The 26006-nt window shown below is 66.8% G+C and carries 27 protein-coding genes; 3 read left to right on the top strand and 24 right to left on the bottom strand.

Annotated elements, in window-relative coordinates; all coding sequences use genetic code 11:
• Positions 1 to 111: 111 nt before the first annotated feature.
• The 6 genes from A5780_RS02085 to A5780_RS40575 all read right to left on the bottom strand — a co-directional run bounded on the left by A5780_RS02085 (position 112) and on the right by A5780_RS40575 (position 6160).
• Complete coding sequence (locus A5780_RS02085; RefSeq protein WP_064907574.1) at positions 112 to 2190, bottom strand: thioredoxin domain-containing protein; 2079 nt, start codon at positions 2188 to 2190, stop codon at positions 112 to 114.
• A gap of 161 nt (positions 2191 to 2351) precedes the next feature.
• The gene (gene istB, locus A5780_RS02080) at positions 2352 to 3167 is read right to left on the bottom strand and encodes an IS21-like element helper ATPase IstB (protein ID WP_064907573.1); all 816 of its coding nucleotides are present in this window, start codon (positions 3165 to 3167) and stop codon (positions 2352 to 2354) included.
• A complete protein-coding gene (gene istA, locus A5780_RS02075; RefSeq protein WP_064907572.1) occupies positions 3167 to 4414 on the bottom strand; it encodes an IS21 family transposase in 1248 nt (415 codons plus the stop codon). Before istA ends, istB begins: the two co-directional genes overlap by 1 nt.
• Positions 4415 to 4520: 106 nt before the next feature.
• Positions 4521 to 4925, bottom strand: a complete 405-nt coding sequence (locus tag A5780_RS39720; protein WP_156769338.1) for a hypothetical protein — start codon at positions 4923 to 4925, stop codon at positions 4521 to 4523.
• Positions 4926 to 5354: 429 nt separating this feature from the next.
• The gene (locus tag A5780_RS02065) at positions 5355 to 5630 is read right to left on the bottom strand and encodes a hypothetical protein (protein WP_146101045.1); all 276 of its coding nucleotides are present in this window, start codon (positions 5628 to 5630) and stop codon (positions 5355 to 5357) included.
• A gap of 359 nt (positions 5631 to 5989) precedes the next feature.
• Positions 5990 to 6160 (bottom strand): hypothetical protein, encoded by a 171-nt coding sequence (locus A5780_RS40575; protein WP_169812449.1) that lies wholly within the window; start codon positions 6158 to 6160, stop codon positions 5990 to 5992.
• 150 nt (positions 6161 to 6310) lie between these two features.
• Between A5780_RS40575 and A5780_RS02060 the strand changes: the two genes are divergently transcribed.
• The gene (locus A5780_RS02060; protein WP_064907570.1) at positions 6311 to 7519 is read left to right on the top strand and encodes a helix-turn-helix transcriptional regulator; all 1209 of its coding nucleotides are present in this window, start codon (positions 6311 to 6313) and stop codon (positions 7517 to 7519) included.
• A gap of 75 nt (positions 7520 to 7594) precedes the next feature.
• Here A5780_RS02060 and A5780_RS39715 read toward each other — a convergent pair whose 3' ends face one another.
• From A5780_RS39715 to mca, 16 genes are all read right to left on the bottom strand, one after another.
• Positions 7595 to 7744: a hypothetical protein gene (locus tag A5780_RS39715; RefSeq protein ID WP_156769336.1), complete on the bottom strand. Its 150-nt coding sequence runs from the start codon at positions 7742 to 7744 to the stop codon at positions 7595 to 7597.
• Positions 7745 to 8068: 324 nt separating this feature from the next.
• Entirely contained in the window at positions 8069 to 8365 is a 297-nt protein-coding gene (locus tag A5780_RS02055) for a gas vesicle protein K (RefSeq protein ID WP_030518151.1), read from the bottom strand.
• A complete protein-coding gene (locus A5780_RS02050; RefSeq protein WP_063016989.1) occupies positions 8358 to 8609 on the bottom strand; it encodes a gas vesicle protein in 252 nt (83 codons plus the stop codon). The genes A5780_RS02055 and A5780_RS02050 overlap by 8 nt, the downstream gene beginning before the upstream one ends.
• Positions 8606 to 9394, bottom strand: a complete 789-nt coding sequence (locus tag A5780_RS02045) for a GvpL/GvpF family gas vesicle protein (RefSeq protein WP_064907569.1) — start codon at positions 9392 to 9394, stop codon at positions 8606 to 8608. Before A5780_RS02045 ends, A5780_RS02050 begins: the two co-directional genes overlap by 4 nt.
• Positions 9391 to 9789 (bottom strand): gas vesicle protein, encoded by a 399-nt coding sequence (locus A5780_RS02040; protein ID WP_030518154.1) that lies wholly within the window; start codon positions 9787 to 9789, stop codon positions 9391 to 9393. The genes A5780_RS02045 and A5780_RS02040 overlap by 4 nt, the downstream gene beginning before the upstream one ends.
• Positions 9786 to 10109 carry a gas vesicle protein gene (locus A5780_RS02035; protein WP_227462984.1) on the bottom strand — a complete coding sequence of 108 codons (324 nt, stop codon included), beginning with the start codon at positions 10107 to 10109 and terminating at the stop codon, positions 9786 to 9788. Before A5780_RS02035 ends, A5780_RS02040 begins: the two co-directional genes overlap by 4 nt.
• 28 nt (positions 10110 to 10137) lie before the next feature.
• Positions 10138 to 10365: a gas vesicle protein GvpG gene (locus A5780_RS02030; RefSeq protein ID WP_063016993.1), complete on the bottom strand. Its 228-nt coding sequence runs from the start codon at positions 10363 to 10365 to the stop codon at positions 10138 to 10140.
• A gap of 3 nt (positions 10366 to 10368) precedes the next feature.
• Positions 10369 to 11130 carry a GvpL/GvpF family gas vesicle protein gene (locus A5780_RS02025; RefSeq protein ID WP_051757144.1) on the bottom strand — a complete coding sequence of 254 codons (762 nt, stop codon included), beginning with the start codon at positions 11128 to 11130 and terminating at the stop codon, positions 10369 to 10371.
• Entirely contained in the window at positions 11130 to 11543 is a 414-nt protein-coding gene (gvpJ, locus tag A5780_RS02020) for a gas vesicle protein GvpJ (RefSeq protein WP_174553898.1), read from the bottom strand. Before gvpJ ends, A5780_RS02025 begins: the two co-directional genes overlap by 1 nt.
• Positions 11540 to 12628, bottom strand: a complete 1089-nt coding sequence (locus A5780_RS02015; RefSeq protein WP_064907568.1) for an SRPBCC family protein — start codon at positions 12626 to 12628, stop codon at positions 11540 to 11542. The genes gvpJ and A5780_RS02015 overlap by 4 nt, the downstream gene beginning before the upstream one ends.
• Before the next feature lie 5 nt (positions 12629 to 12633).
• Positions 12634 to 13248, bottom strand: a complete 615-nt coding sequence (locus A5780_RS02010) for a hypothetical protein (RefSeq protein WP_064907567.1) — start codon at positions 13246 to 13248, stop codon at positions 12634 to 12636.
• Between the two features lie 172 nt (positions 13249 to 13420).
• Positions 13421 to 13732 carry a hypothetical protein gene (locus A5780_RS02005; RefSeq protein WP_197516548.1) on the bottom strand — a complete coding sequence of 104 codons (312 nt, stop codon included), beginning with the start codon at positions 13730 to 13732 and terminating at the stop codon, positions 13421 to 13423.
• Positions 13733 to 14647: 915 nt separating this feature from the next.
• Positions 14648 to 15559, bottom strand: a complete 912-nt coding sequence (locus A5780_RS02000; RefSeq protein WP_063017000.1) for an alpha/beta hydrolase family protein — start codon at positions 15557 to 15559, stop codon at positions 14648 to 14650.
• 108 nt (positions 15560 to 15667) lie between these two features.
• Entirely contained in the window at positions 15668 to 21121 is a 5454-nt protein-coding gene (locus tag A5780_RS01995) for a carboxyl transferase domain-containing protein (RefSeq protein WP_064907566.1), read from the bottom strand.
• A gap of 324 nt (positions 21122 to 21445) precedes the next feature.
• Positions 21446 to 21820 carry a hypothetical protein gene (locus A5780_RS01990; protein ID WP_181068686.1) on the bottom strand — a complete coding sequence of 125 codons (375 nt, stop codon included), beginning with the start codon at positions 21818 to 21820 and terminating at the stop codon, positions 21446 to 21448.
• 5 nt (positions 21821 to 21825) lie between these two features.
• Positions 21826 to 22758 carry a mycothiol conjugate amidase Mca gene (mca, locus tag A5780_RS01985; protein WP_063017006.1) on the bottom strand — a complete coding sequence of 311 codons (933 nt, stop codon included), beginning with the start codon at positions 22756 to 22758 and terminating at the stop codon, positions 21826 to 21828.
• 184 nt (positions 22759 to 22942) lie between these two features.
• On the opposite strand from mca, the gene A5780_RS01980 reads away from it, so the two are divergent.
• Both A5780_RS01980 and greA read left to right on the top strand, forming a co-directional pair.
• Complete coding sequence (locus A5780_RS01980; RefSeq protein WP_030518167.1) at positions 22943 to 23440, top strand: DUF4307 domain-containing protein; 498 nt, start codon at positions 22943 to 22945, stop codon at positions 23438 to 23440.
• Between the two features lie 275 nt (positions 23441 to 23715).
• On the top strand, positions 23716 to 24210 hold the full coding sequence (gene greA, locus A5780_RS01975) for a transcription elongation factor GreA (protein ID WP_030518168.1): 495 nt from the start codon (positions 23716 to 23718) through the stop codon (positions 24208 to 24210).
• A 176-nt stretch (positions 24211 to 24386) separates the two neighbouring features.
• On the opposite strand, the gene A5780_RS01970 is transcribed toward greA, so the two are convergent.
• Complete coding sequence (locus A5780_RS01970) at positions 24387 to 25535, bottom strand: cystathionine gamma-synthase (RefSeq protein WP_063017008.1); 1149 nt, start codon at positions 25533 to 25535, stop codon at positions 24387 to 24389.
• A 104-nt stretch (positions 25536 to 25639) separates the two neighbouring features.
• The coding region (locus tag A5780_RS01965; protein ID WP_156769335.1) for a transglycosylase SLT domain-containing protein at positions 25640 to 26006 on the bottom strand (367 nt) is incomplete at its 5' end.

The following is a 26006-nucleotide window of genomic DNA, read 5'->3' as shown; positions in this document are numbered from 1 at the left end:
TTCACGCCGTCGCCCACCCCGCACGCTCGGCTTCGGTACCGTGTAAGCCGTCTGAGACCCGAATACAGCTGGGCGGCATCGAATGGATGCCGCTACCGGATCAGCGGCGCTTCACTCTCCCACCAGTGCTGTGCGCACCCGCTGCGGATCCGAGACCGGGAGATCGCAAACGGTGCCACGGCAGATGTAGGCCGCCGGGGCGCCTCCCAGTGCGGGGCGCTCGGTGAGCAGCGGCGCCGAATCTGCCTGTCCGGCAACGATGACCGCACCGCCAGGGGCGAAACGCCGTGCAGTGCCGAGCAGTTCGGCGCTAGCGTCGGCGTCGGCCGATTGCGAGATCGCGATCTGGATCGGCCCGGCCAGTGCCGCCTCGGCGACGCTGAGCCACTGGCCGCCGGACCGCGGCGCACGGGCCAGGACGATGGCACCTGCGTCGAGGGTGGCATCGGCCAGCGTGCGGTAACGGGCCGCGCGGTCCGGGGCACTCAGGGCGGAGGCGGTGAGCAGGGTTTCGGCGAAGGTGGAGGCCCCGGCCGGGGTCGCCCCGTCGAGCGGATCGCGCGGGCGGGCGACGAGTTCCTCGGCATCGACAGCCGTGTCGAACCAACTGCCGGGTTGTGCCGGGTCCTCGAAAAGGGTTGTGACGGCGTCGATCAGCTGCTGCGCCCGGTCGAGCCAGGACAGTTCGCCGGTGGCCTGGTGCAGGGTCAGCAGTCCGGTCGCCAGCCACGCGTAGTCCTCGAGGACGGCGGGCGCGTTACCGGTCGCGCCGCCCAGTGAGGCGCGCATCAAACGGCCGTCGACGAGGTGCCGGTCCAGCAGGTACCGCGCGCACCGCGCCGCGGCGTCGACCCATTCCGGCCGGTCGTGGGCGGCACCGGCCTCGGCGAGGGCGGTGATCGCGATGCCGTTCCAGGCGGTGACCACCTTGTCGTCGCGCTCGGGTTGCGGCCGCCGGTCCCGCACCTCGCGCAGCCGCTGCCGGATGTCGTCGAAGCGGCGGGCGTCGGCGGGATCCTCGCCCGGTCCGGCGCCGGGATCGGTGTACCGGGTGAGCACGGAGGTGCCGTGTTCGAACGTGCCCTCGGGCGTCACGCCGAAAATCGTTGCGGCCCAGGGGCCGTCCTCGGGACCGAGGGCTTCCGTGAGCTGCTGCGGCGTCCACACGTAGGTGGCGCCCTCGATTCCGGGCGCACCGGGTTCCACATGGGTGTCGGCGTCGAAGGCCGAGGCGAACCCGCCCTCGGCGGTCAGCAGATCGGTGAGCAGGAAGGCCGCGGTTTCCTCGGTGATCCGCTGCGGCAGCGGGTCGCCCGTACCCGGTTCACCGCTCGCCTCCAGCCGTGCCAGATGCGCGTAGGCACGCAGCAGTTGCGCATTGTCGTAGAGCATCTTCTCGAAATGCGGAACCACCCAGGCGGCATCGACCGAGTAGCGAGCGAAGCCACCGCGCAGCTGATCGTAGATTCCCCCGCGCGCCATGGCCGCGCAGGTCGCCGAAACCGCTTGTCGCGCAGCGTCTTCCCCGGTGCGCTCGTAATGGCGCAGCAGGCCCTCCAGCAGCGCCGAGGGCGGGAACTTCGGCGCCCCGCCGAATCCGGCGTAGCGTTCGTCGACATCGCGCAGCACCGTGGCGACCGCGTGCGCGAGCAACTCGGGCGTGACGGTCAACTCGCTCGCGGGCAGTCCGGCGCCCTGGTCCCGCAGCGCCTGCGCCACCTGACCGGCGGCCTGGTCGACCTCGGCACGGCGATTGGTCCAGGTATCGGCGACCGCCGTCAGCAGCTGGGTGAACGACGGCATACCGCCGCGCGGCGATTTCGGATAGTAGGTGCCGCAGTAGAACGGCTCCCCGGCCGGCGTGAGGAAACACGTCATCGGCCACCCGCCCTGCCCGGTCATCGCCACGGTCGCGGACATGTACACCGCGTCGATATCGGGCCGTTCCTCGCGATCGACCTTCACACAGACGAAATTCGCGTTCATCAGTTCGGCGGTGGCCGGATCGGAGAACGATTCGTGCGCCATCACGTGACACCAGTGACAGGAGGCGTAACCGACCGACAGCAGGATCGGCACATCCCGCGAGCGCGCCTCCGCCAGCGCCTCCTCCCCCCACTCCCACCAGTCGACAGGGTTGTCCGCGTGCTGGCGAAGGTAGGGAGAAGTGGCGCTACCTAACCGGTTCATACGTTCACCCTACGGCCCTTCCGCCCCGGGATCCGGGCGATGGGCTCGCCAGGAGCAACGCACGGTCGTGCGCGACGGAATGATCACTTGTCAACGGAACGCCAATCCGGACCATCTGACGGAACCTCAATATTGACCATCTGGCCGGTGGGTTGATGGTTTCATTCTTCAGTTGTGCCGGCAGCGGGGACGCGGCCGAGGTCGCGGTTCTTGAGCCGGTAGCTGTCGCCCTTGAGGGCGATGACTTCGGCGTGGTGGACGAGGCGGTCGATCATCGCGGCGGCGACGACGTCGTCGCCGAAGACCTCGCCCCAGCGGCCGAAGACTTTGTTGCTGGTCACGATAAGGCTGGCGCGTTCGTAGCGGGCCGAGACGAGCTGGAAGAACAGGTTCGCGGCTTCGTTCTCGAACGGGATGTAGCCGACCTCGTCGATTACGAGCAGTGGATAGCGGCCGAGCTTGATCAGCTCGGCCTGCAACCGGCCCGCGTGATGAGCTTCAGCGAGACGTGAGACCCATTCCGACGCGGTGGCGAACGCGACCCGATGCCCGGCCTGACACGCCCGGATCGCCAAGCCGATAGCCAGGTGGGTTTTGCCTGTTCCGGGTGGGCCCAGGAACACGACGTTCTCCTTCGCGGTGACGAAATCCAGGGTGCCCAGGTGAGCGATCACGTCGCGTTTGAGACCGCGTGCATGCCCGAAGTCGAACTCTTCCAGGGATTTCCGGTGAGGGAAGCGGGCCGAGCGGATGCGGCCCTCGCCGCCATGCGACTCCCTGGCCGACACCTCCCGTTGCAGGCAGGCGAGGAGGAATTCCTCGTGGGTCCAGTTCTCGGCGCGGGCGCGTTCGGGCAGCCGCTGCGCGGCCTCGCGCAGCGAGGGCGCTTTCAACGCGCGGGTCAGAAACGTGAGTTCCGCAGTGAAATCCCTTGTGGTGGTGGCCGTTTTTGCGGTGGTTCTGGTTCGGCCGGGCATCAGGCCACCCCGCCCTCTGCCTCGAGGTCGACCCCGAGCGCGGTGTCGTAGTCGGTGAGACACCGCTGTTCGACCTCGGGTTCGGGAGCCGGGCGCAGGACACCGATCCGGCCGCGCCGCAACACTTTTGCCGCTTCGACATGTTCGGGATCGGACAGGGTTTGATGCCACGCCCAGATCCGTTCGTGATCGGCCACGACCCGACCGCCGGAGAACACCCGGACCCGCTCCAGGTCCGCGAGGATCTCGATCCGGCGCCCGATTACGGACGGGTGCACCGAATAATCGTTGGAGTCCAAGCGAATGTAGTGATCACGCGGGAGCCGCGCCGAGCGGCGCCACCCGGTCTCCGGCGCGACCGGCGGCAACGCCAGCATCGCCTGGCGGTCCGCGGTGATCCGGTCGGTCGGCGCGCAACCCAACACCCGCCGCGGCCGGGCGTTCACCAACGCCAGCCAATTCTCGAGCTGGGTGTTGAAATCGGCTGGGCCGCTGAATGATCGACCAGGAAGAAACGACCGCTCCAGATAGTCATGGGCTCGTTCGATCATGCCTTTGGCTTCCGGATCAGCAGGCCTGCAGACCAGCACTTTCGTGCCGAGCGTTCCTCGGAATGCTTGACATTCGGCAGTCAACTCGCTCCGTCCAGCCCGCCAGCGGCCGATCGCGCCTTCACCGTCCCAAACCAAAACCCTTGGCACCGAACCCAATCGGTGAATATGCGTCCACCATCCGGCGAACAAGTCCTCCGCATGCCGAGTCGGGAGCAGCACCGCCATCAGCCACCGCGAATAGCCCAGAACCATCGTCAGAACCGGCAGCTGTTTCGGGCCACGGACCTGCCCGAATCCGACTGGCAATTCGATCGGCGGGAACCAGAAATCGCACTGCGCGATCTCCCCGGCAACATACGTCGTTCGCGACGCGGGATCCGGCGGCAGATACGCCGGCCGCAACTCCGCCACCCGGCCCGAGAGCACCCGCACCGAGCGGGTCCAGCCGATCCGCTCGGCGATCACCGTCGAGGGCATCGTCGGATACGCCTTCAGCAACTCGCGGATCTGCGGCTCGACCGCGTCCACCACCGAGCCCCTCAGCGGACGCTGGTACTTCGGCGGCCCGTCCGAGGCCAGGGCCCGCTTCACGGTATTGCGGGACACGCCCAGCACCCGGGCGATCGCCTGGATCGGCATACCCTCTGACCGGCGCAAACGACGAATCTCAGCCCAATCCTCCACAGCAAGCATCCCTTCGGTCCTCCCTGGCTCGGATAAAGCCAGGGTCACCGACCAGATGGTCCATTTTGAGTTGCCGCGCAGTGATCAGTTTTCACGTTCCGCCGACATCACTCCATCAGCTCGAATGTAAGGTGAACTCGACAATGAATCGCACATTGCCGGGAGCGGTGGTGTGGCCATTGGTGGCGGTGAAGTCGCATTTGGCCTCCAGTTTGTACGTACGGTCCAGTTGGATATCGGTGACTGCTGAATGCCACCAATAATCCGCTGGGATCGACGGGTGAAAATCGTGGTAGCCGGCTTTGCCGAGTACGGAGGCACCGCACGACATCGGCCCTTGCACGATTTCCTGCACAGAAGGTGACAGGCGCAGCGACCAAATCAAACGATTACCACCCGCAGGGTCCTGGGCGGCGTAAATTGCGTCACCCGTGAAACTCCCGTGCTGTCCGTCATAGCGATAGCGAGTGTCATTCGGATGATAGTGATAGACGCCCGGCACAGCTCCGGGATTTGCCACAACCTGCGGCGCTGATACGAGAAACGCTGCGGCGCAAGCAAATAGCGCCGCCAGTGTGGCGCTTATTCTATATGCCGTCGCACGGATACAGCTCGACATTCGTAGTCCCCCTGAGGAATATTCTCGATCTCGACATCGACCTCATCGCCCTCCCGCAGTGCAAGAACATCTTCTTGGTCCACAGTTGACAAGTGGAACCACGCGAGTGAGCCGTCCGGTCGAGTCAGCACTCCGGTGCCGTTACGAACGTTCCAGCGGTAGACCGTGGCACGTTCCACAAGCTGCCTCCCCTTCGTCGCACCGTACGAGTGATCCCGATCATCACACGACTGCGCACTGCCGTGCAATCGAATTGCGAACACACGGCACCGACGGCCTGAGGCGTAGGCACCCACGAAACGACGGGTTTCCGCTCTCCGGCATCTGGCGTCAGTGATGCGGGAAGCCGAGGTCTGGGTCGCTCTTGCGGGTGAACTCGGGCAGGATCGAATGAACCCGAGCCAACGACAGCCCCTCCGGGAATGCGACGCCACGCGGCTCACGCCACAGGGCGTTCACTCGGTCGAACCGGGCCATGTAGAGACGGTCGCGGTCGCTGTCGACGAAACCGAAGACAGTGACTTGCCCGTCCGTCAATGCCCAGTCCGCGCACTGCCGACCGAGATTGGTTGTGCTCAATTCGACCGCCACCGGGTCTCCTCCCATGACTTCAGTCTGGTTAGGCGCCTGTGAATTTCAGCTTCAGCTGCCGTACACGTCTCGTCGTCGCGCCCGAGATGGTCCGCTATGAGGAATTTCGCAACCGTACCTCGCACCACCGGCGTCCCCTGGCCGCAATCGGGGCAAGCGATCCGTAACATCCAATCCAAGTCCGCCGTAGGCTCGACCCAGATAATTCGCCTGCCGCGCACCCTGTTCCTTCTCTCGCTCAACGCGATTCAGAATTCCCTGCACCGAGTTGTCCCGCGCTATGTCTTTGGCGACCCGCTCGGGCCAGACCACCGCGAGCACAATTACGGCGATCGGAATACCGACTGCCGCAACGAGTCCCCACCCCTCAGCCGTCATTGCCGTGTGCTATCCGGGACAAGATGCTTCGCTTCGATGAGACGCTGCTTCGCCTGCTGCTTGACCGGGCAGACACACAGCGCACAGTCGATATGCACCTGCATGATGATGTGCGCGTAGCCGATCGTCATCACCGGCACGCGATCGTGATTCATCACCCCGTACATTGCTGACTCCCCTACTCCCCTGGTCCTTGAAACCGTCCAGCTCAGATCACCAGTCGCAAGCAGCTCGCGGTAGCGATACCGTGGTGACAAAGCGCGCATCCGTGATCTGTCACCAGCGGGGATGAGATGACCAGTGCACGATTGCCACATATGAACGCGAACCGAGTCGGACAGATGGTGCGCCGCTACCGCCTTCTGCGGAGACATACCCAACGCGAGCTGGCCGCGGCGCTGTTCTGCGATCATTCGTGGATCGCTTCCATCGAGGCAGGCCGGCGCTGGCCCGGCAATCGAGCGTGGGCGGAACAGGCAGACCTGGCGCTCGATGCAGACGGCGAGGTGGTCACGGCTTGGGACGCGGACCAGATCGAACGATCCCGAGCGGCCGACACCATGCGGATGCTCGAGGATGCTCGGCGCGGGTCGGAGGCGCTGCTGGCGGCGCCGGACGGAGTCTCACTCGATGACATCGGCCAGCGCATCGTGGACATCGCTACACAGGCGCGCTTGGAGTCCTATGACCGCACCCTCGATCGTGCCCTTGCACTCCGGGCAGAGTTGACGCGGCGGCTGCGAGTGGGCGCGTACAACCCGAACACGATTCGCGACCTCTACGTAGCGCTCGGGCGCGTGTGCGGTGTGCTGGCATATCTCACCCTCGACCTCGGGCAGCACTCCCATGCGAAGTTGCACGCCGAAGCGGCCTTCCAGCTCGGTGAGCGAGCCAACCACGACCAACTCCGTGCGTGGGCGCGGGGAACCCAGGCGCTCGCACACCGCTTCACGCGTGATTTCGAGTTGGCCCGCGACGCTGCGGAGGACGGTTTGCGCTACGTCAGCGCATCGACCGGCACCAGTGAGCCACGGCTGTTGTGCAGCTTGGCAGCATCGGTAGCCAACCTCGGCAATTCAGAGGGGGCCGCAGAATTGCTCGTACAAGCCGACCGGGCGCGCGATCACGGAGCCAACAACGATGAGATACCAGGTCTGTTCACCTTCACACCCGCGAAACAGATTTACTATCACGGGTTTTCACTCATGTGGGCCGATGATGCCAAGACCTTGAAGCGTTCGGTAAAAGCATCGGAAGAAGCCCTGCGCGCGTGGAAAAATCAGCGTTCGCCCGGTGATGAGATGCTGACAACGATTTATCTCGCCATGTCCAGCGCCCGGCTGGGCGACCTCGACGCCAGCTTGGCCGCGGTAGCGCCGGTCCTCGAACAGCCGATCGAACATCATTTTTCGTGGGTACGAAAGCGGCTCAACCAACTGGATGAGATTCTGGCACAACACTTCCCGGATTCACAGGCGGCGGCGGAGGAACGCGAGGTATTGAGCGCGTACGTGCACGCCGCATGAGGCATGAACGCTATCGAAAGCTGTAGGGCGAGGCGAGCATTGAGCGATTCGAATACATCGCCCCGCCCTGCGTCATCAGGTCAATTGTCGCATCCGTCGCAAGCACTGAACCGCGAGAGCGACATCACGCAAACCAGAAGTGTCGCCGGTGCGGAGCACCACGACGGTACACAGCGCCAGATAGCAGACGAAGCAACCCGACCCGAGCAGGGCGATATCAAACATGTAGAACTCCTGAAGAAGTGCACGAGAGACGCGAATACGCACCAATCAATTCGCAGGCAGATATGTCGACCCGGGCCTCAGCCCCGACCCGGACTCTGCCGACTCGAGCAGCAGAGCGCAGCGATTACGCTGCCGAGCGTTACGCTCGCGTTTTCACTCTCCGGCACTGTATCCAATGCGAAGTCCCCCACAGGCTGCATCACACAAGAAACAGTGAACGAGATTGTGCTATATCAGACCAATTGCCCTCCAACACTTTACAGATCATCGATCGCAATTATCGCGCATGCTCGACGCGGCAGCAAGTGGCGGAGGGCGACCCGGTCACTCCGGCGGGGGCAGTAATGGCCCCAGCGGACCGAGGTCGATGTTGAGGTCTTCCGGGGTGAGGCCGAAGTGTTCGCGCAGTTCCGCCATGCGTTGTTCGAGCAGCATCAGCGTGGTGCCGATGCGTTCGACCTGGGTGTCGGTGAGGTCGCCGGCGTCCACGCGGCGCAGCGCCTGGCGCTCCATGAGCTGACGCAGCAACTCCACCAGGGTGAGCACGAGGGTGACCAGTCCGCGTTCGACGGATTCCGGGTCGGTGTCGATACGCGGTGGGATACCGCCGAATTCAGTCATCGCCGTGCTTGTCGGACGACGTGGACAGGGCCGGCGGGAACAGGGTGCTGATCGAGGAGATGAGGGCGCGTAGCGAGATCTGCACCAGATCCACATCGGCGATGGCCAGTTTGATGTCGCCGGTGATTATCACACCGCCGGCCAGCACCCGGTCCAAGAGGTCCACCAGCGCGATACGCCGCTCGGCGTCGACGCCGCGATCGGGCGGTGTGGTGCCGGCCCGCGTCATATCGGCCCGCGTCATGTCGGCTCACGTTGTACGCCGGCGAACGAATACGGTGGCCACGGGCCGGTGAGTTCGAGCCGGATACCGGGAAATTCGGCGCCGAGCGCGTTCACGGTCGCCGTGAAGTCCTCGGTCCGGTCGTCGTCGACGAGGTAGGTGCCGTTGAGCACCATCCAGTCCCGGCGGCCGCTCACCGCCGGATCGGTCAGTGGCTGACATCGTCCGGCCGCGGCCCGGCGCAGCAACCGCTCGTGCACCTGCGACGCCCGCTCGGCCGCGTCGCGTTCGACCGTCTCCTGCGCGGACAATTGCGCGCGCCGCCGGGCGAGATAGGCCGCGCCCGGCGTCATGGTGCCGGCTTCGGCCTTGGCCTCGGCCACGGCGGCGGTGAGGACGGCACGGTCGCCGTAGGCGCGCACTCCCCACTCGGTGCGCCCGCTCACCAATTCCAGCGCCGCGGCGAAATCCGCTCGCCGTTCGTCGAGCAGCTCACGCACCCGCTCGTCGTCGCGAAAGACGGTGGCCAGCCGCAACGGTACGGCCGGGCCGCGGCGCACCACGGCCGAGACGACCGCGTCGTGTGCCCGCGCGGTCGCCTCCAGCCAGTCCAGGTCTTCGAAGTTCCGCCGCAGCGGCTCCTCGCCGAACACGTCCATCGGCACCGAGCCGACGATCGCGGTGAGATCGCCGGATACGATCGTCCGCACCGGCTCCCCCGCGACTCCGGCCGGCACGGCGGTTTCCGCCTCCTCGTCGCCGCGGGGCGCCACCGCGTACAGCCAGACCAGGCAACGATCCGTCACGATCGCTCTTTCCTCGACTCGCGCCCGCGCTCGATGGGCTGCCGGCGTTCGTTCGCCGCCTCCAATTGGGCGATCCGCTCGCGCAACTCCCGGTTCTCGATTTCCAGGTCGCTGTCCTGCTTTTCCAGCGTATGCGCCTTACTGCTGAGCCAGGGATCGGTCTCCCACCAGTCGATGCCCACCGCCTTGGCCGTCTCCAGGGACGCGACCACCAACCGCAACTTGATGGTGAGCAGTTCGATGTCGAGGAGATTCACCTGGATATCGCCCGCGATCACCAAACCCTTGTCGAGGACTCGCTCCAGGATGTCGGCGAGATTGGTGGAGTGGTGCCCGCCCCCACCCCCGCCCCCGTAGGGCTGCGGCGCGTACGACTCGCCTCCGACCACCGTCATCGTTGCCCCCTCGAGCCGATGTCGGTGCTGCCGCGGATGTAGCGCTTGGTTCTGCGGTAGGCCAGCAGGTTCTCGTCGAAATCGATCTCCACCTGATAGAGCGCCATGATGTCCGCCGAGGAGGGGATCCGGCGATCCTCGAGCACCTCGATCTCCACCAGCCACCCGTCGTCGGTCGGCTCCACGCTCGTGACGCCCTGGAGGGGGTGCGACGTCAATTCCGCGAGGCATTCGACCGCCACCCCAGCGGCCTGCGCCGCGGTGAGTGGCGGTTGTTCGTCCGATGCCTGGGCATCGTCGGAGATGGTTTCGCGGGCCACGGGAGTCACTTCTTCCGGTCGGTCGGACCTACCTCGGACCGGTCATCCGATTCAGGATCTCTTGTTGCGCTTGCGCGGCCTCCTCCGCGGACAGCTCGCCGGCGGCTGCGGCACGGTCGATGTCCTCGAGCTCGCGCCGCAACCTCACGGGATCGTGCATTTGCTGTTCGACCTGCTCCTGGATCAATTCACTCAGCCAGATCACGCCACGAACCGGCGCGGCGGGGAGCAGGAGTATCGAAGAGAACAGACCCATGCCTCACCCCTCCGGTGCTCGCTTGGTCACGAAGTCGTAAGCCGCCATCGGCCCGAGCAGACTCAACTCCACCCGGCCGTCCCAGTCCGACATGAGCCGGCGCAACAACTCCTCCAACTCGTCCTGGCGGGCCGTTTCGATCAGTGCCGCGAGGTGCACGGCATCCTCTTCGTGGGTGGGGTCGCGCAGGTTGACCATCGCCTCGAGTTTCTCGAGTTCGGAAGCCACTTTGCGGGTGTCCTCGGCTCGCTTCGTCTCGATGGCCTGATTGATCATCTCGCCCAGCATGATTCGCTCGTTGCGGGTCGCATCCTCCGATTTCCCACGGATCTCGTCCCGGAGGCGGGCGGCGTCGGCATTCTCGTCGAGCAGTTCGCGCAAGATCGCATTCTCGACGTAACGTCCTCTGATAACGAACTGCACGCGCCCCTCGAGTTCCACCAGGGCCGCGTGGAATTCGTCTTCGTTCGCCTCGAGCAGCTCATTTTCCACCGCATCGGTGTCGGTCATGACCGCGCCGAACCGCAGCGGCAGCACGGGGGCCACCGCCGCGGACCCGTCGAGAAGTTTCTCGTGGGCGGTGAGGTCCTGGGGTGTGCCCAGGGGCCGATCGGAGGAGAGCGGACTGACCAGCGCGGCGATGTCGCCGTGCCGCACCACCGTTACCTCACCCGGTGGATCGCCGACTCCGGTGGCGTGTGGCTGCGGCTCGACGTCGGCGGGCACGATGCCGTAGACGTATACGGCGGTTGCATCGGCAGCCATCACCGCTCCTCCCGCTTGGAGGGCCGGTGCACCGTCTGCCGCTTCTCCTGCACATCGCCGAGGAAGTCCGCGACCTTCTGTCCGGCCGCATCGAGTGCGCCCTTGGTCTTGTGCTTGGCCGCGCCCTCGGTGACGTCGCCGACGATGTCGGTGATGCCCTTCGGCTCACTGGTCGAAATCTCCAGCCGGTTCACCGCTTCGGCGAACCGCAGATATGTGTCGACACTGGCGACCACGACGCGCGCGTCGATGGTCACCAATTCGATGCCCACCAGCGACACCCGGGCGAACGCGTCGATGACCAGGCCTTTGTCGAGAATGGTGTCGATTACATCGGCCAGGCTGGACGAATTCGGCCGGGCCATCGTGCCGGCTCCGCCTCCGCCCCCGCCTCCCGCGGGTTCGATCGTCATCTTCTTGCTCCTCCGCTCACACGTGGCCGGCGAGTGACCGAGCTCTTGCGGGCGGCCGTTCGGCGGCGAGGCGGCTCCGGTTCTTCCTCCTCGTCCGGCTCGCTCCGATCCCGGTCCTGCTCGTCTTCCTCGTCTTCCTCGTCTTCCTCGTCTTCTTCTGCCTCATCCGGTTCTTCGTCGTCGAATGCTTCCTCGCCGGCGTTGTCCTCGTCGGTGTTGTCCTCTTCGTGGTCTTCCTCGGCGGCGTTTTCTTCCTCTTCCCGCTGTCGCGCCGTCTCGTCGTCTTCCACGACCTCGCCGTCGCGAATCTCGCCGTGCCAGCCGATGATGTCATCGCTGTGCAGGACCGCATCGGTCATGACATGACGCTGAAAGTGCTTGAGCTCCAACCGGCATCGGCGCCCGGCGGCGCGCCACATATTGGCGGTCTTCTCGAACACTCCCTGCGGGTGGTACTCGAGCACCACCAGGATGCGGGTGAGATTCGGGGTGAGCTCGTAGAAGCCGACGGCACCGTCGATATAGCCCTTGGCGCCCTTGGAACGCCAGATGATTCGCTCGAACGGAATCTGTTCGATGATCGTCGATTCCCAGGTTCGCCTCGACCAGAACACCTTGCCGGTCCAGCTGAGTTTCTCATCGGAGACCTGCTCGACCTGCTCGAGCTTCTTCGTGAACTTCGGGAAGTCCGCGAACTGGGTCCACTGGTCGTAGGCCAGATCGATCGGCACGCCGACGTCGATCTCCTCGACGATATTGGTCAGCTTGAGCTTCTTCCCCCCGCCTCCCTTGCCACCACCGGTCAGCGAATTCTTGATCGATTGGAACGTCTCCCCCGCCGAGTGCTTGAGTTTGCTCATACCTCCGCTCATGACGGCGTGCAGTGGGGAAGCGCCGCCGGCCAGCTTGTCGACGCCGGTCACGGCCGCGAGGAGATTTCCCTCGCCACCCGCGTAGTCGTTCAACCGGCCGGCGGTCTTCGAGACCCGGTTCGACAGCCCTTCCACCGCGCGTTCGGCCAGCGTGCCCGCGAGGTTCTGCACCGATTGCTGGAGCGGGCTGGTCGGCTGAGCCGTTTTCGCCATCGCTCTCACCTCCTCGTGCGTCGCACGGGCGGTTCGTCGGAATCGGAGCTGCTGCGGCGTCGGCTGACCGAAACGGGTTTGCGTTCCGCGGATTTACGAGTAGTGGAAGTCCGAGAAGTCGTCTTCCGCGCGCGGGGGGCCGCGGACTTGCGTGTCCGCGGGGCGGGCGGCTCCCGGTCTTCTTCCCGGTCGCCGGAATCGACTTCCTCGAGATCTTCGTCGGAGGACTCCACGTCCAGGACCTCGGGCTCGCCTTCGTCGTCCGGCTCGGCTGCCGGTGCTCGCTCGCGGTCCTTGCCCGACAAGAGGGAGTCGCCCGACAACAGGGACGAGCCCTGCTGCAGCCGGGTGTTGAGTGAGTCGAGCTGATTGCTCGCAGCGGTCACGGCGGCGGACCGGGCCGCGCCCAGCAATTCGTCGCGAACGGTATCGGTGAGCTGCGTCAGATCCGCCGACGACTTGAGCAGCGATGTCCCCCGCTCCAGCAACTCACCGGGAATGTCCGACGAACGTTTCGCCATCATCGCCCCCGCCACCCCCAGCGCGAACCGCATCTTCCGCGTGCGGCCCAGTAGGTATCCGATACCCACTCCTACAGCGATACTTGTGCCACCCTTCATGGCCTTCTCCTTGTTTGCTCGGCGTGCCGGCGCGGCCACACTGCCGCGGGATAGGTCGAGCGACGACACCCCGATGTTTGGAGTAAGCCACATCACAGAATGGCCTTACATCAGCGTATACCCAGCTATCGCTGCTGTCGGCCATTAGCCGGATAGGCTTCCGGCATATCGATCACTGCAGGTGCCGGGTACGCCGGCGCGGACGCAGCACGCGCACTGCTCGCCGCCAGCCACGCGGTGTGGCGACGAACCGCACCGGCCCGTCGAATCGGTCCGTCGGGTCGACTTCGGATGCGGAGGTACCGGCCCGGCGGGCGGCCTCGTAGCGAGCCAGACCTTCTCGGAACGCGGCCGGGTCACCGCCGACGTCGGGGTGTTGGGCGCGCACGAAACGGCGGTAGGCCGCGCGGTCGGCGGCCGACCATCCGGCGCCCGCCGACGCCCTGCGCGATTCCCGGATCGGTTCGGGATCTGTGCTCGCCATCCCCTCCAGTATCACCACACCCATCGCGCCGAAACCGTGACCGTACGCGCTGTCCGAAATGGGTACTCCGTCGCCATGAACGACAGCGCGCAGATTCGACCGGTACCGATGCGGCGGCGGCCTTGGTTCGCGGATCTGGAAGAAGCCGAACGACGTGGCGCCCACGGCAATGCCGGACTCGGCTATTTCGATTGTGATTGCGAGATCTGCCACCGGCGGTTCCGGCCCGCAGCGGTCTGAAAATTCTTCGCGCCGTTCGGTTTTCGGCGAGCAGTCCGATCGCCGAGGGTAGCCCTGGTGAGCGCCGCCTCGGCCGTAGTGATCTTGGGCGCCGGAACTCTGGCACTGAAGTTCGTCCCCTCGACGAGCAGTCGAGTCCACGAGTATGCCGATTCCGCTCTCCCACAACTCGATTCGGCATCGATGCAGGCCGCGGTATCCAGCGCGCCCGACCGAGCAACGGCGGTTCTCGCGCAGGCGAACGGACCCGCAGGGCAGTGGCCCGGGACTTCCGGCGTCGCCGGCACGGTCACGAAAGCCCCGGTGCCGGTGGACGGGCGGTTCCGTCCGGGCAGCGCCGCGTCTACCCGATACCACTGCCCCGCAGACCGATACGACGATTCCCGGCCCCACCCCATACGGCTACGTAGCGCCGAGGGACGAGCGACAGTGACCGAAGCCGGGCTACTACAGCGCGGGCCTCATGCGGGTCACCTCGGCGAACGGAGTGACGGTCTGGGGGAAGACCGGCAGTACCTACGGCTACACGGACGGAATGTTCACCACCCGAGACCTCGGTCGCCGCCTGGTCTACTCCTTCACCCCGGTCACGGGTGGCGGCAACGATATGGCGCTCGTGAACCGGCTGATCTCGGCGGCGTTTGTTCCCACTGCTGGGAACCGTCGAGAACAGGCTCAGGCGCCGATACCACCGGCCAGTACGGGCCAGGAATCGTGGAGGTCCGCCTCGAACAGTCCCCAGGTGTGGGAGCCCTCGGGCCGGTCCACGAACACCGCCGGGATGCCGAGCTGCCCGAGCCGACCGGCGAAAGCACCGGTACACGCACTCGCGACGGCCTCCACCGGTGGGAAGGGCAGTCCCCGGTCGATACCACCCGGGATACCGGACGCCGCAGACAGATAGATGGCCTTGCCGGCCAGGGCGCCGGCCCGCGCGAACGCATCGTGCGCGGGCCACGCCCCGGTTCCCGGCAGGCCCCACATATTGCCCGGATTACCGCCGCCCCGCACGACCTGGGCACTCACCATCGCGATCCCGGCCGGATCGTTCGACCACGGGCACCCGCTGTAAGAAGCCACTGCGGCGAAGCGTTCCGGTGCCTGGATGGCGAGGTCCACCGCCGACGCCCCGCTCATCGACACCCCGGCGATCGCATTGCGGCCCGTGGTCCCCAGCTGGGCGTCGACCACATCGGGCAGTTCCTGGGTGAGGTAGGTCTGCCAGCGATTGCGGCCCATCATCGGGTCGTCGGCGATCCAATCGGTGTACATGCTGTTGGGCCCGCCGATCGGCATCACCACATTGACATGCTTGTCGGCGAAGAACGCGCGCACATCGGTGTCGTCCCACCAGGAGATGTTGTCCACACCGCCGCCGATGCCGGTGAGCAGATAGAGCGTGGGTGCCGGTCCGCCACCGGCCGCGCGGATCACCCGGTTCGTGATCACCCGGTCCATCGATGGCGAATAGACGTCCATCTCGACCGCCGCCGGACCCAGCGGATGTTCGCCCACCACATGCGCCGCCGGGTCCGCCGCGGCCGAACCCGCCGCGAAAGTACCCCCGGCAACGACCGCACACACCATTACGAGAAGTCGCGTGATTACCGTCACGACAAGGGACTACCCCGCCATGATCATCGCAACGCGGCCGAACCCGTGACCGGCCGCGGACGGCCGGTCACGGGCAGGAAATCAGCCGAGACGCGCCTCGATCGCCTCGATGATGCGCGGCCGCAGCTCGCGAGCGCTGATCACCGCGTCGACCGAGCCGACCTCGACGGCGCGGTGGATGTTGTGCACCCGGTCGAACTCGGCGGCGACCTCGCCCAGCTTCTCCGCGCGCACCTGCGAACGGACCTCGTCGAGTTCGGCGGACAGCTCCGCGCGCTCGGTGCCCGACGCGTTCGCGACCCGCGACTCCAGTTCGCGCACCCGCGAATCCGAGGCGGTGCGGGTGTTGACGTCACCGGCGAACACCACGGCCGCGGCCGGGGCGCCACCGAGCACCGAGGCGAACGAACCCTCCAGCGCGAGCACGGTCATATTCGGGTTCAGCGCCTTCGAGAACACCACGAACGCACCGCCGTGGTAGCGCGAGATCACGCAGAACACGATGGGCCCGCGGAAGTTCACGATCGCGCGGCCGATTTCGGCACCGTATTCGAGCTGCAGCTTGCGCATCGACTCCGGCGATCCGTCGAAGCCGGACAGATTCGCCAGCACCACCAGCGGGCGGTTGCCACTGGCCGCGTTGATCGCGCGAGCCGCCTTCTTCGACGACCGCGGGAACAGCGTGCCCGCGGTGTAGGTGTCGGGTCCGTCGGTGGACGGGAAGCCGCGCCGCGGCACACCCCGCGATTCGATGCCCAGCAGGCAGACCGGGATACCACCCACATGCGCGTCCTGGACGACGGCGGTCTCCGCATCGGCCATACCCGCCCAGCGCTCCAGCACGGCGTGGTCCTGGTCGGCCAGCGCCCGCATCACGGTGCGAATATCGAAGGGCTTCTTGCGATCCGGGTTCGCGGTCGCGGAGAAGATCTCGCCGACAGTCGTGAAATCGCTGTCCGGCACGTTGTGTGGGAACGTGCACACGTCGCGGTCGATCGGGTCGGTGGTCTGCGCGCGGCGCGGACCCTGCTCACCGGGAGCGATGTAGGTGTGGTCGTAGTGCGACATCAGCACATCGCGGGCTCCGGCCAGATTCGGCGCCCAGTACTGCGCCTGACCGTTGGGGCCCATCACGCGGTCGTAGCCGCCGATGCCGAAGTTGTCCTCGGCCGACACACCGCCGGAGAAGTCCAGCGCCTGCTTACCGGTCAGCACCATCGCCGAATCCGGGGTCATCACGAGGATGCCCTTGGTGTGCATGAGCATCGTCGCCTCGGCGTTCCAGTACGGCTGCGCGCCGACGTTGATGCCGGAGACCACGATGTTGATCTCGCCGCCGTCCTGGGTGAATTCGACGATGCGCTTGAGCGCCGCCGCCACCCAGTCCATGTTCTCGGTACCGGACTTCATCGAGATCCGGGCGCCGGAGGACAGCGCGTACCACTCGAGCGGCACCTCCATCTGCTCGGCCAGATCCAGCGCCGCGATCACCCGGCGGCACTCCGGCTCCGAGAGCGCGCCCAGCGACTTGGTCGGATCGCCGAGCAGCACCACCCGCGTGATGCCCTGCGGATGCCGGTCGGTCGGCGTGTTCACCACACCGGCGACCATCGCCGCGGTGTTGCGGCCCTTGGGCCGGTCGACCGGGACGAGGGCGTGCTCGGCGTCGAGGTCGTATTCGGTGAAAGTGCCGAGCAGACCGGTCAATTCGTACGGGTACACGGTGCCTCGGCCGGCGGCCCGCAGCACCTTCTGGCGGTACTCGTCGAGCGGTTCGACCGGATCGTCGGTGCGCTCGCCGACGGTGACCTCGGTGCTACCGGTGGCATCGAACCGGATGCGCACGACGAGCTTGACGAGCTCACCGGTCTGCGCATCGGGTTGACGGGCGATGAGCAGGATCTCCTCCAGCCCGGCGCCCGCGGTGGCCGGTTCGACGCGACCGACGATGGTGTCCAGCTCGGCGCGGGTCACATCCAGCGGCGGCCAGATGTAGAGCACGATCCGGTTGGTGTGGAAGCGCTTGGCCGACGGGCGCCGCGACTGTGCCCGGCGGATCGAATCGACACAGGTCGCGACCGTGCTCTCGGCGGTCGGCAGCGACAGCAGCCGGCCCTCGTGGTCACGCAGCGCGGTCAGGTCGCGCACCTGCGCGAAGGCGATCAACCGTTCGTCGGCGGGGTTCTCCTTCGCGACACCGCGGAACAGGTAGACCTCCTCGTCGGAGGACGGCAGCCGGGTGAGATCGAACTTGCGCAGGCGGCGCATCTGCATCCGCTCGGCGATATAGGGGTGCAGACCGCGGATCAACCGCTCCTCGGCCAGACCGGTCGCCGACGGGCGGAAGGTGAAGTGGTGGTGCATCACCGCGCCGTTGCTGCCCGCGACGGTGGCCGTGATCCGATTCACCTGGTTGGGCAGCGACCGGGCGCCGAGCACCTCCTGCAGGGCGGCGGCCATCGCGTCGAAGTCCTCCGGCTGGTTCTCCCAGCCGAGGTAGATGTCGGCCTCGATGGAGGCGGCGCCGCCGGCCAGTTCGGTGAGCCCGCTCAGCACCGTGTCGAGCGAGTCGAAACTGACGGCCGCGGAGACCAGATTCACACCGCGGCGTTCGGCGACCACGAAGGTGCAGCCGTCCACCTCCTGGGTGCGGACGTCGGTCAGGCCCTTGTTGCCGTAGTACCGCCGGGTCAGCACCTCGAGCATGACGGTGTTGTCGGGGTTGCCCCGCACCAGCCGCTGGGCCAGCAGGCGTACCAGCGGTTCGGTGCTGCGCACCATCTCGGCGATGCGATCGGCGCGGTCGGCGGCGTCCGGATGCGCGTCCAGATGGCTCAGATGCTTGCGGACCGTGGTGTAGACGCGCGCGCGGTTGCGGCGCAGCAGCGGCTGGCCGTACCAGGCGTAGACCACACCGCGGGTGATGTCGGCGATCACCGGGAAGCGCACCTGGGTCGCGGCCACCAGCCGCTCCAGCGCCAGGCCCACCGGTTCCTGCAGCACCCGATCCGGCACCGGCTCGCCCAGCCATTCGCGCAGCAGCGTGGTGACGACGGTGACCGTGTCGGACGGGCGCTGCTGGGCGAGGAAGATCCGGAAGACCGCGGCCTCGAGTTCCGGGGTGCGCTCCAGGTCGGTGACGCCGTAGTGCGCGAGCGCCTTCGACAGCTTGGCCCGGTAGGACTCCGGCAGTCCGGCCCGCTCGACGTCGAGACTCTGCAGATAGGTGTGGAAATATTCGCGGGCGCTGTGGACGTGGCCGTGGCCGGCGTCCTCACCCCAGAACTGGCTCAGCTCGGCGAGATCGGTGAAGACCTCGATCAGTTCCAGTTCCTCGGCGAGCGGGCGGCGGCTGTCCGCGATCGCCGCGCGGCGCGCGGCCAGGTAGTCCGTCAGGACACGGCCGCCGTCGTGCGGGTCGACGTCGAAACCGAGCAGCAGCCCGCGCAGATCCTCCTGGCCGCGCACGGTGCGCTCGTGGGCCAGCACCTCGGTGGGCGCGGTGGGCAGGTCCAGTTCGACCGACTCGACCGCGGCGGCCTCGTCGGCCTGATCGTCGTCGGCGATCGGTTCCAGCCGCAGCAGCGGCGCGCCGGCCTCGACCTGCGAGCCGACCGAGACGCTGCACTCCTTGAGGCGCGCCCTGAACGGCGACCGCAGCACGGTCTCCATCTTCATCGACTCGAGGACCAGCACGGGCGCGCCCGCCTCGACCTCGTCGCCGACCTCGAGCGGCTTGGCGACGACCAGCGCGGGCGCGGGCGAGCGCACGACACCGCCTTCGTCACGGCTCACCCGATGCGTCACGCCGTCGACATCCACCACGTGGGTGGGGCCGTGCGTGCCGGTGACCAGCCGATACCGGGTGCCGTTGACCACGATCTGACCGGTGTGGCGGTCGAAACGCTCGAGATCGACGTCCGCGGTGGCGATCTCGCCGGCCGCCTCGATGCCGATCCGGAATCGGTGCGCGCCGACTCGCGCGACCCGCAGGCGGTAGCTCGCGCCACGCAGCTTCAGGTCCAGCGGGCGGCCGCTCTCGTGCTGCACCTGCGGGCGGCCACCGGCGGCGGTGGACAGCAGCCGATGCCGCTCGGCCCGCTCCTCTTCCTCGTAGGCGTCGATGGCGGCGGCGGCCAAGGCGACCGCGGTGTGCCGCTGGGCCACCAATCGGCCCTCGCCGCGCACCCGGTCGATCCAGCCGGTGTCGGCGCTGGCGTCGATGACCTCGGGCTGGTCGAGCAGATCCAGGACGAAGCTCTTGTTGGTCGCGCCGCCCTCGATGATCACGCGGGTCTCGCCGACCGCGCGGCGCAGCCGACCCAGGGCCTCTTCGCGATCGCGGCCGTAGGCGATGATCTTGGCGATCATCGAGTCGAAGTCGGCGGGGATCGTGTCGCCCTCGCTGACACCGGTGTCGACGCGGATACCCGGGCCGGCCGGCAGATCCAGCAGGGCGATGCGGCCCGGCGCCGGGGCGAAGTCGCGGTCGGGGTCCTCGGCGTTGAGGCGGGCCTCGATGGCGTGCCCGCGTTCGGCCGGCGGCTCACCCTCGAGCCGTCCGCCGGAGGCCACGTGCAACTGCGCCCGGACCAGGTCGAACCCGGTGGTGTACTCGGTGATCGGGTGCTCGACCTGCAGGCGGGTGTTGACCTCCAGGAAGGCGAACAACTCGTCGCCGGGGTGGTAGAGGAATTCGACGGTCGCCGCGCCGCGGTAACCGACCGCCACCGCGAGCCGCTCGGCCGAGGCCTTGAGATCGGCGACCTGTTCGGGCCGCAGCACCGGCGAGGCGGACTCCTCGATGACCTTCTGATTGCGCCGCTGCACCGAGCAGTCGCGCACGCCCAGCGCCCACGCGGTGCCCTGACCGTCGGCGATCACCTGAACCTCGACGTGGCGAGCGCCGGTGACCAGCCGCTCCAGGAAGACGACACCGCTGCCGAAGGCGCGGGCCGCTTCCTGGCTGGTGCGCTCGTAGGCGTCGACCAGTTCGGCTTCGTTGGTGATGACACGGATACCGCGACCACCACCACCGGCGGTGGCCTTCAACATCAGCGGATAGCCGATGTCCTTGGCCGCCGCGATGGCGGCGTCCAGCGTCTCGACCGCACCGCGGCTCCAAGGCGCCACCGGCACCCCGACCTCTTCGGCGATCAGCTTCGCGCCGATCTTGTCGCCGAGTTTGCGCATGGCGTCCGGGCTCGGACCGATGAACGTGAGACCGATGTGATCGCACAGTTCCGCGAAGGCGGGATCCTCGGCGACGAAACCCCAGCCGACCCAGGCGGCGTCGGCCTTGGTCGCCACCAGCGCCTTCTCCAGCGCTTTCAGATCCAGGTAGGGGCGGGCGGAGGCCGGACCGAGGTCGTAGGCGATATCGGCCTCGCGCACGAACGTCGCGTTCCGGTCGACATCGGTGTACAGAGCGACGGTTTCGATCTGTCGCGCGGTCGCCGCGGCCAAATCTCGGACGGCGTGGATGAGGCGCATTGCGGCCTCACCCCGGTTCACGATGGCGATGCGGCTGAACACTCGCCGACTCCTTTCCACAGCGTAGGCCCGGTGCATGGGCAGAATTCGAGGTATCGCGGCTCCGCGTAGTGTGCACCTTTATTCCACGAATGTGTACGCCGTGCAGGGTTACCCGCACGTATCGTGTGGGATCCCATAGGAGTCGTCCGGCCGATTACCGCCGAAGCGCGGTATCGAGACATGCGTGAGCGAGCGCCGGGTCGTATGACCCGGGCAACATCAAAGCAGATCAGAGCATCAATCGACGTCGCCGCCCGCGGCCGTGACCGGCCTCGGATTGCGATTGGGCGGCGAATCGGCGACGACGCGGCGAATCAGCGGATCTCAGGAGGCCTTACCGGAGGCCGGCGGAGGGGTGGACGGACCCGAATCGCTGCGGCCGGATCCGTTGGCGGCGCCGTCGCGCGGCTGCTCCGCCCGATCGCCGCCTGACGCATCGCCGCCTGCCGCATCGTCATCTTCGCCGGCGACACCGTGCTCGGTGCCCTCGTCGGCTTCCTGGTCCGGTTCCGGATGTTCGCGGGAGAAATCCGCGGGCAGCTTCTTGATGTGCTTGTTCATCGAGCGGATCAACAGCACCGTGCCGGCCAGCAGCACGAGGATGATCACCAGACCCAGCGGCGACGCCTTGCCGAATTCCGGACCGGTCGGGTTCGTGGTGGTGTTCTGGGCCAGCAGCGCGGTGTGCGCGTACAACATCGACATCATCGAACCGTGCCCTCGACCGCCCGGTCGGCGACCATATCGTCGGCGACCATGTCATCTGCCTCCGCATCGTCGGCGTCCCGGATTCCGGCGAACAGGTCGTTCTCCGGAATCGCGGTGCGCACCCGGGTCCTGGCCAGTTCGAATTCCTCGGTCGGCCACAACCGCTGCTGCATCTCCAGCGGGATCGCGAAGAACATGCCGTTGGGGTCGATCTGTGTGGCGTGCGCGCGCAGGGCCTCGTCACGCTGCGGGAAGTACTTGCCGCAGTCGATCTGCGTGGTCACCCGCGACATCACATCGCCGTGTTCCTGGGCGGCCTTGCGGATGCGCTCCATCCAGTCGCGCATCGGGAACGGCTCCCCGATCCGGTCGTACTCGTCGGCGAAGGTCTCCAGCCGCTGCAGGCTGAAACCGTGGTTGTAGTAGAGCTTCAGCGGCGTCCACGGTTCGCCCGCGTCGGGGAAGCGCTCGGGGTCGCCGGCCGCCTCGAAGGCCGCCATCGACACCTTGTGGCACATGATGTGGTCCGGATGCGGATAGCCACCGTTCTCGTCGTAGGTGGTCATCACGTGCGGCCTGAACTCGCGCACCACCCGCACCAGGGCCTCGGTGGCCTCCTCGAGCGGCACCAGCGCGAAACTGCCCTCGGGCAGCGGCGGCAGCGGATCTCCTTCGGGCAGACCGGAATCCACGAATCCCAGCCAGCGGTGCTGCACGCCCAGTGCCTTCGCGGCGGCCGCCATCTCCTCGCGGCGGACATCGTCGATGCGATCGAGAATGCCCGGCACATCCATCGCCGGATTGAGGATGGAGCCGCGCTCACCCCCGGTCAGGCTCACGACCAGCACGTCGTCACCCTCCGCGGCATATTTCGCGGTGGTGGCGGCGCCCTTGCTCGACTCGTCGTCGGGGTGGGCGTGCACCGCCATGAGGCGCAGCGGCCGATCGAAGCTGCCGCTCACTTCTCGTTCACCTCGTTGCTCACCGTTTCACCTCATAGCCGTCCGCCGTGCCCGAGCGGCACGCGGGTGTCCGAACTGCATTCCCTATAGTTCCATCCGACGGTCTTTTGTTCCGACCTACCCCCTGATCGACCACGGGAGCAACCACATCATGAGCGAGGCGGCACCGCAGTCCGACCGGACCGATCCGGACGGGCGCACCGCCGACGCCGCGACCGGGGCGACGGGAGCAGGCAACGATCGGGTGTCGAATCGTTACGGAACCGGTCCCGTGCGCAACCGCCGCTGGGTTCCGATCGCACTCGGCATCGTGGTGGTGATACTCGGGCTGATCGTCGCCTATGTGGGTTATCGGCAGTACGGTCCCAAGGATATCGAGCCCGACCAACTCGGCTACGACGTCGTCGACGATTCCACGCTGACCGTGCACTTCAAGCTGACCCGCAAGCATCCGGAGCAGCCGGTGGTGTGCCTGGTACGGGGCATGGACACCGAGGGCAGCGAGATCGGCCGCCGCGAGGTGCTGATCCCCGGCTCGGACAGCGGAACCGTCGAACTCACCACCACGGTGCGGACCACCGCCCGGCCCGCCAACGGCAATATCTATGGGTGCAGCGATCAGGTACCGGCCTACCTGAAGGCCGGCTGACACCCCCACATTCAAGCCTTCTACCTGCACATATCCAATTCGTGCTAGAATGGCGCGAACACGGTTCCGAACGCTCGGAGCCGTGTTTGCTGCATTGACGGCCAGCGCTGCCGGTTCCCGGGCACACAATGCCCGCGCACCGTCGGGGTTCGAGGAACATCCCCCCGGATCGCTCTAGCCGTCGACTGTTGCTGTGCGCGGACACGTTCTCGCGCATGCGCGACGGGTATCACGGACCCCGGCACGCCGGGAACAACTACTAGGGAGTGATCGAGATGACTGAGACGCAAGTGACCTGGCTCACACCGGAGTCGCATGAGAGGCTCAAGAGCGAACTCGACGCGCTCATTGCCAACCGTCCGGTCATCGCGGCCGAGATCAACGAACGCCGCGAAGAAGGCGACCTGAAGGAGAACGGCGGCTACCACGCCGCGCGCGAGGAGCAGGGTCAGCAGGAGGCCCGCATCCGTCAGCTGCAGGAGCTGCTGAACAACGCCAAGGTCGGCGTCGCGCCGACCAAATCCGGTGTGGCGCTTCCGGGTTCGGTGGTCAAGGTCTACTACGACGGCGACGAAACCGACACCGAGACCTTCCTGATCGCGACCCGCGAAGAGGGCCTGGGCCGATCGGACCTGGAGACCTACTCGCCGAGTTCCCCGCTCGGCGGCGCCCTGATCGACGCGAAGGTCGGCGAGACGCGCGAATACCGCCTGCCCAACGGCAACATGATGAAGGTGACCCTGGTCAGCGCGGAGCCGTACCACAGCTGACGGGAAGGTGTCGTCGATGGACGCGAGCAGCGGCGGTGATACCACCGCGGCTGCGTTGCGCGCGCTCCTCGGCAGATTCGGCCGGGTCGGCAGCAGCCCGGCCGGATACCTTATATAGCTCTACCCACACGAACGGCCGCACCGATTCCGGTGCGGCCGTTCGTCGTTTCCCTGCGTCAGCCCAGCGCGCGCTCCACATCGGCGAGCAGATCGCTGATGTCCTCGATACCGACCGACAGTCGCACCAGATCCGCGGGCACCTCCAGTTCGGAGCCCTCGGTCGAGGCGTGGGTCATCGCGCCGGGGTGCTCGATCAGCGATTCCACTCCACCGAGCGATTCGGCGAGGGTGAAGATCTTGGTCCGCGCGCAGAAGTCGTGCGCGGCCTGCTTACCGCCGCGCAGCCGCACCGAGATCATGCCGCCGAAGCGGCGCATCTGCTTCTGCGCCACCGGATTTCCGGGATGTTCGGGCAGGCCGGGGTAGATCACCTGTGAGATGGCCGAGTGCTCGGCGAGGAATCCGGCGAGGGTCTCCGCGTTGTCGCAATGCCGATCCATCCGCAGCGCAAGGGTTTTGATGCCGCGCATGGTGAGGAAGGCGTCGGTGGGACCCGGAACCGCGCCGGCGCCGTTCTGCAGGAAGGCGAAGGCGGCGTCGAGTTCGGCGTCGTTCGTGATCAGCGCACCGCCGACAACATCGGAATGACCGCCCAGATATTTGGTGGTCGAATGCAGCACGATGTCCGCGCCGAGCAGCAGCGGCTGCTGCAGATACGGCGAGGCGAAGGTGTTGTCCACCACCAGTTTCGCGCCGCCGCCGTGCGCGACGTCGGCCAGTGCCGAGATGTCGCCGACGTTGAGCAGCGGGTTGGTCGGCGTCTCCAGCCACACCAGTTTGGTGTTGGGACGCAACGCGTTGGCGACCGCGTCCGGATCCGACACCGGGGCCACGGAGTATTCGATACCCCACTGCGTGAACACCTTGTCGATGAGCCGGAACGTGCCGCCGTAGGCGTCGTTCGGGATCACCAGGTGATCACCCGGGCGCAGCGTCGCCCGCAGCACACAGTCGGTGGCCGCCATCCCCGAGGAGAATGCCCGCCCGTAACTCCCGGATTCCAGCGCGGCCAGATTCGCTTCCAGCGCGGCGCGGGTCGGGTTACCGGTGCGGGCGTACTCGTAGCCGCCACGCAGCCCGCCCACGCCGTCCTGGGCGAAGGTCGAGCTCGCGTAGATCGGCACGTTCACCGCACCGGTCTGCGGGTCGGGATCGAACCCGGCATGCACGGCTCGTGTGGAGAACCCCAGCTGATCGTCGGTCATGCCGACCAGCCTAGATCCGTGCCGCCGCGGCGCTCGAGGCGGGAACCCCCGGCCGGGGATCGATGTGAGCGGGGTCATGCCCGCTCGGGCGCGGTCGCCTCGGCTCAGTACGCCGAGTTGACGTTGTCCATCGAGCCGTAGCGATGCGCTGCGTAGTTGCACGCGGCCACGATGTTGGCGACCGGATCCCAGATGTCCCAGGAGGTGCCGTCGACGTGATAGGCCGCGAAGGTCGGGTCGATGACCTGCAGCAGACCCTTGGACGGGATGCCCATGGCGGCGTTGGAGTCGTACAGGTTGATGGCCTGGGTGTTACCCGAGGACTCCCGCATGATGTTGCGGTAGATGCCGTTGTAGCTGCCCGGGATGCCGTGCGCGGCCATGATGTCGAGAGCGTTGTGGATCCAGCCGTCCAGGTTGTCCGGGTAGACCGGCGCCGGCGGGGGCGGCGGCGGAAGCGGCGCGGGGGCG

Source organism: Nocardia sp. 852002-20019_SCH5090214, assembly GCF_001665865.1.
Lineage (GTDB): Bacteria > Actinomycetota > Actinomycetes > Mycobacteriales > Mycobacteriaceae > Nocardia > Nocardia nova.
This window is presented reverse-complemented; position numbering and strand designations above follow the sequence as displayed.

What these genes read in the sequence shown, in the direction of transcription:
- A5780_RS02030 (WP_063016993.1), bottom strand. Translation starts at nt 10,365, where the DNA reads ATGGGTCTGTTCTCTTCGATACTCCTGCTCCCCGCCGCGCCGGTTCGT.
- A5780_RS01990 (WP_181068686.1), bottom strand. Translation starts at nt 21,820, where the DNA reads ATGTTGTACGCGCACACCGCGCTGCTGGCCCAGAACACCACCACGAAC.
- A5780_RS02000 (WP_063017000.1), bottom strand. Translation starts at nt 15,559, where the DNA reads ATGGTGTGTGCGGTCGTTGCCGGGGGTACTTTCGCGGCGGGTTCGGCC.
- A5780_RS39715 (WP_156769336.1), bottom strand. Translation starts at nt 7,744, where the DNA reads ATGTTTGATATCGCCCTGCTCGGGTCGGGTTGCTTCGTCTGCTATCTG.
- A5780_RS02015 (WP_064907568.1), bottom strand. Translation starts at nt 12,628, where the DNA reads ATGGCGAAAACGGCTCAGCCGACCAGCCCGCTCCAGCAATCGGTGCAG.
- mca (WP_063017006.1), bottom strand. Translation starts at nt 22,758, where the DNA reads ATGGCGGTGCACGCCCACCCCGACGACGAGTCGAGCAAGGGCGCCGCC.
- A5780_RS02055 (WP_030518151.1), bottom strand. Translation starts at nt 8,365, where the DNA reads ATGACTGAATTCGGCGGTATCCCACCGCGTATCGACACCGACCCGGAA.
- A5780_RS02040 (WP_030518154.1), bottom strand. Translation starts at nt 9,789, where the DNA reads ATGACGGTGGTCGGAGGCGAGTCGTACGCGCCGCAGCCCTACGGGGGC.
- A5780_RS02010 (WP_064907567.1), bottom strand. Translation starts at nt 13,248, where the DNA reads ATGAAGGGTGGCACAAGTATCGCTGTAGGAGTGGGTATCGGATACCTA.
- A5780_RS40575 (WP_169812449.1), bottom strand. Translation starts at nt 6,160, where the DNA reads ATGTACGGGGTGATGAATCACGATCGCGTGCCGGTGATGACGATCGGC.
- A5780_RS01970 (WP_063017008.1), bottom strand. Translation starts at nt 25,535, where the DNA reads ATGACCGACGATCAGCTGGGGTTCTCCACACGAGCCGTGCATGCCGGG.
- A5780_RS02050 (WP_063016989.1), bottom strand. Translation starts at nt 8,609, where the DNA reads ATGACGCGGGCCGATATGACGCGGGCCGGCACCACACCGCCCGATCGC.
- A5780_RS02025 (WP_051757144.1), bottom strand. Translation starts at nt 11,130, where the DNA reads ATGGCTGCCGATGCAACCGCCGTATACGTCTACGGCATCGTGCCCGCC.
- A5780_RS02060 (WP_064907570.1), top strand. Translation starts at nt 6,311, where the DNA reads ATGAACGCGAACCGAGTCGGACAGATGGTGCGCCGCTACCGCCTTCTG.
- A5780_RS02065 (WP_146101045.1), bottom strand. Translation starts at nt 5,630, where the DNA reads ATGGGAGGAGACCCGGTGGCGGTCGAATTGAGCACAACCAATCTCGGT.
- istA (WP_064907572.1), bottom strand. Translation starts at nt 4,414, where the DNA reads ATGCTTGCTGTGGAGGATTGGGCTGAGATTCGTCGTTTGCGCCGGTCA.
- istB (WP_064907573.1), bottom strand. Translation starts at nt 3,167, where the DNA reads ATGCCCGGCCGAACCAGAACCACCGCAAAAACGGCCACCACCACAAGG.
- A5780_RS02005 (WP_197516548.1), bottom strand. Translation starts at nt 13,732, where the DNA reads ATGGCGAGCACAGATCCCGAACCGATCCGGGAATCGCGCAGGGCGTCG.
- A5780_RS02085 (WP_064907574.1), bottom strand. Translation starts at nt 2,190, where the DNA reads ATGAACCGGTTAGGTAGCGCCACTTCTCCCTACCTTCGCCAGCACGCG.
- gvpJ (WP_174553898.1), bottom strand. Translation starts at nt 11,543, where the DNA reads ATGACGATCGAACCCGCGGGAGGCGGGGGCGGAGGCGGAGCCGGCACG.
- A5780_RS01980 (WP_030518167.1), top strand. Translation starts at nt 22,943, where the DNA reads ATGAGCGAGGCGGCACCGCAGTCCGACCGGACCGATCCGGACGGGCGC.
- greA (WP_030518168.1), top strand. Translation starts at nt 23,716, where the DNA reads ATGACTGAGACGCAAGTGACCTGGCTCACACCGGAGTCGCATGAGAGG.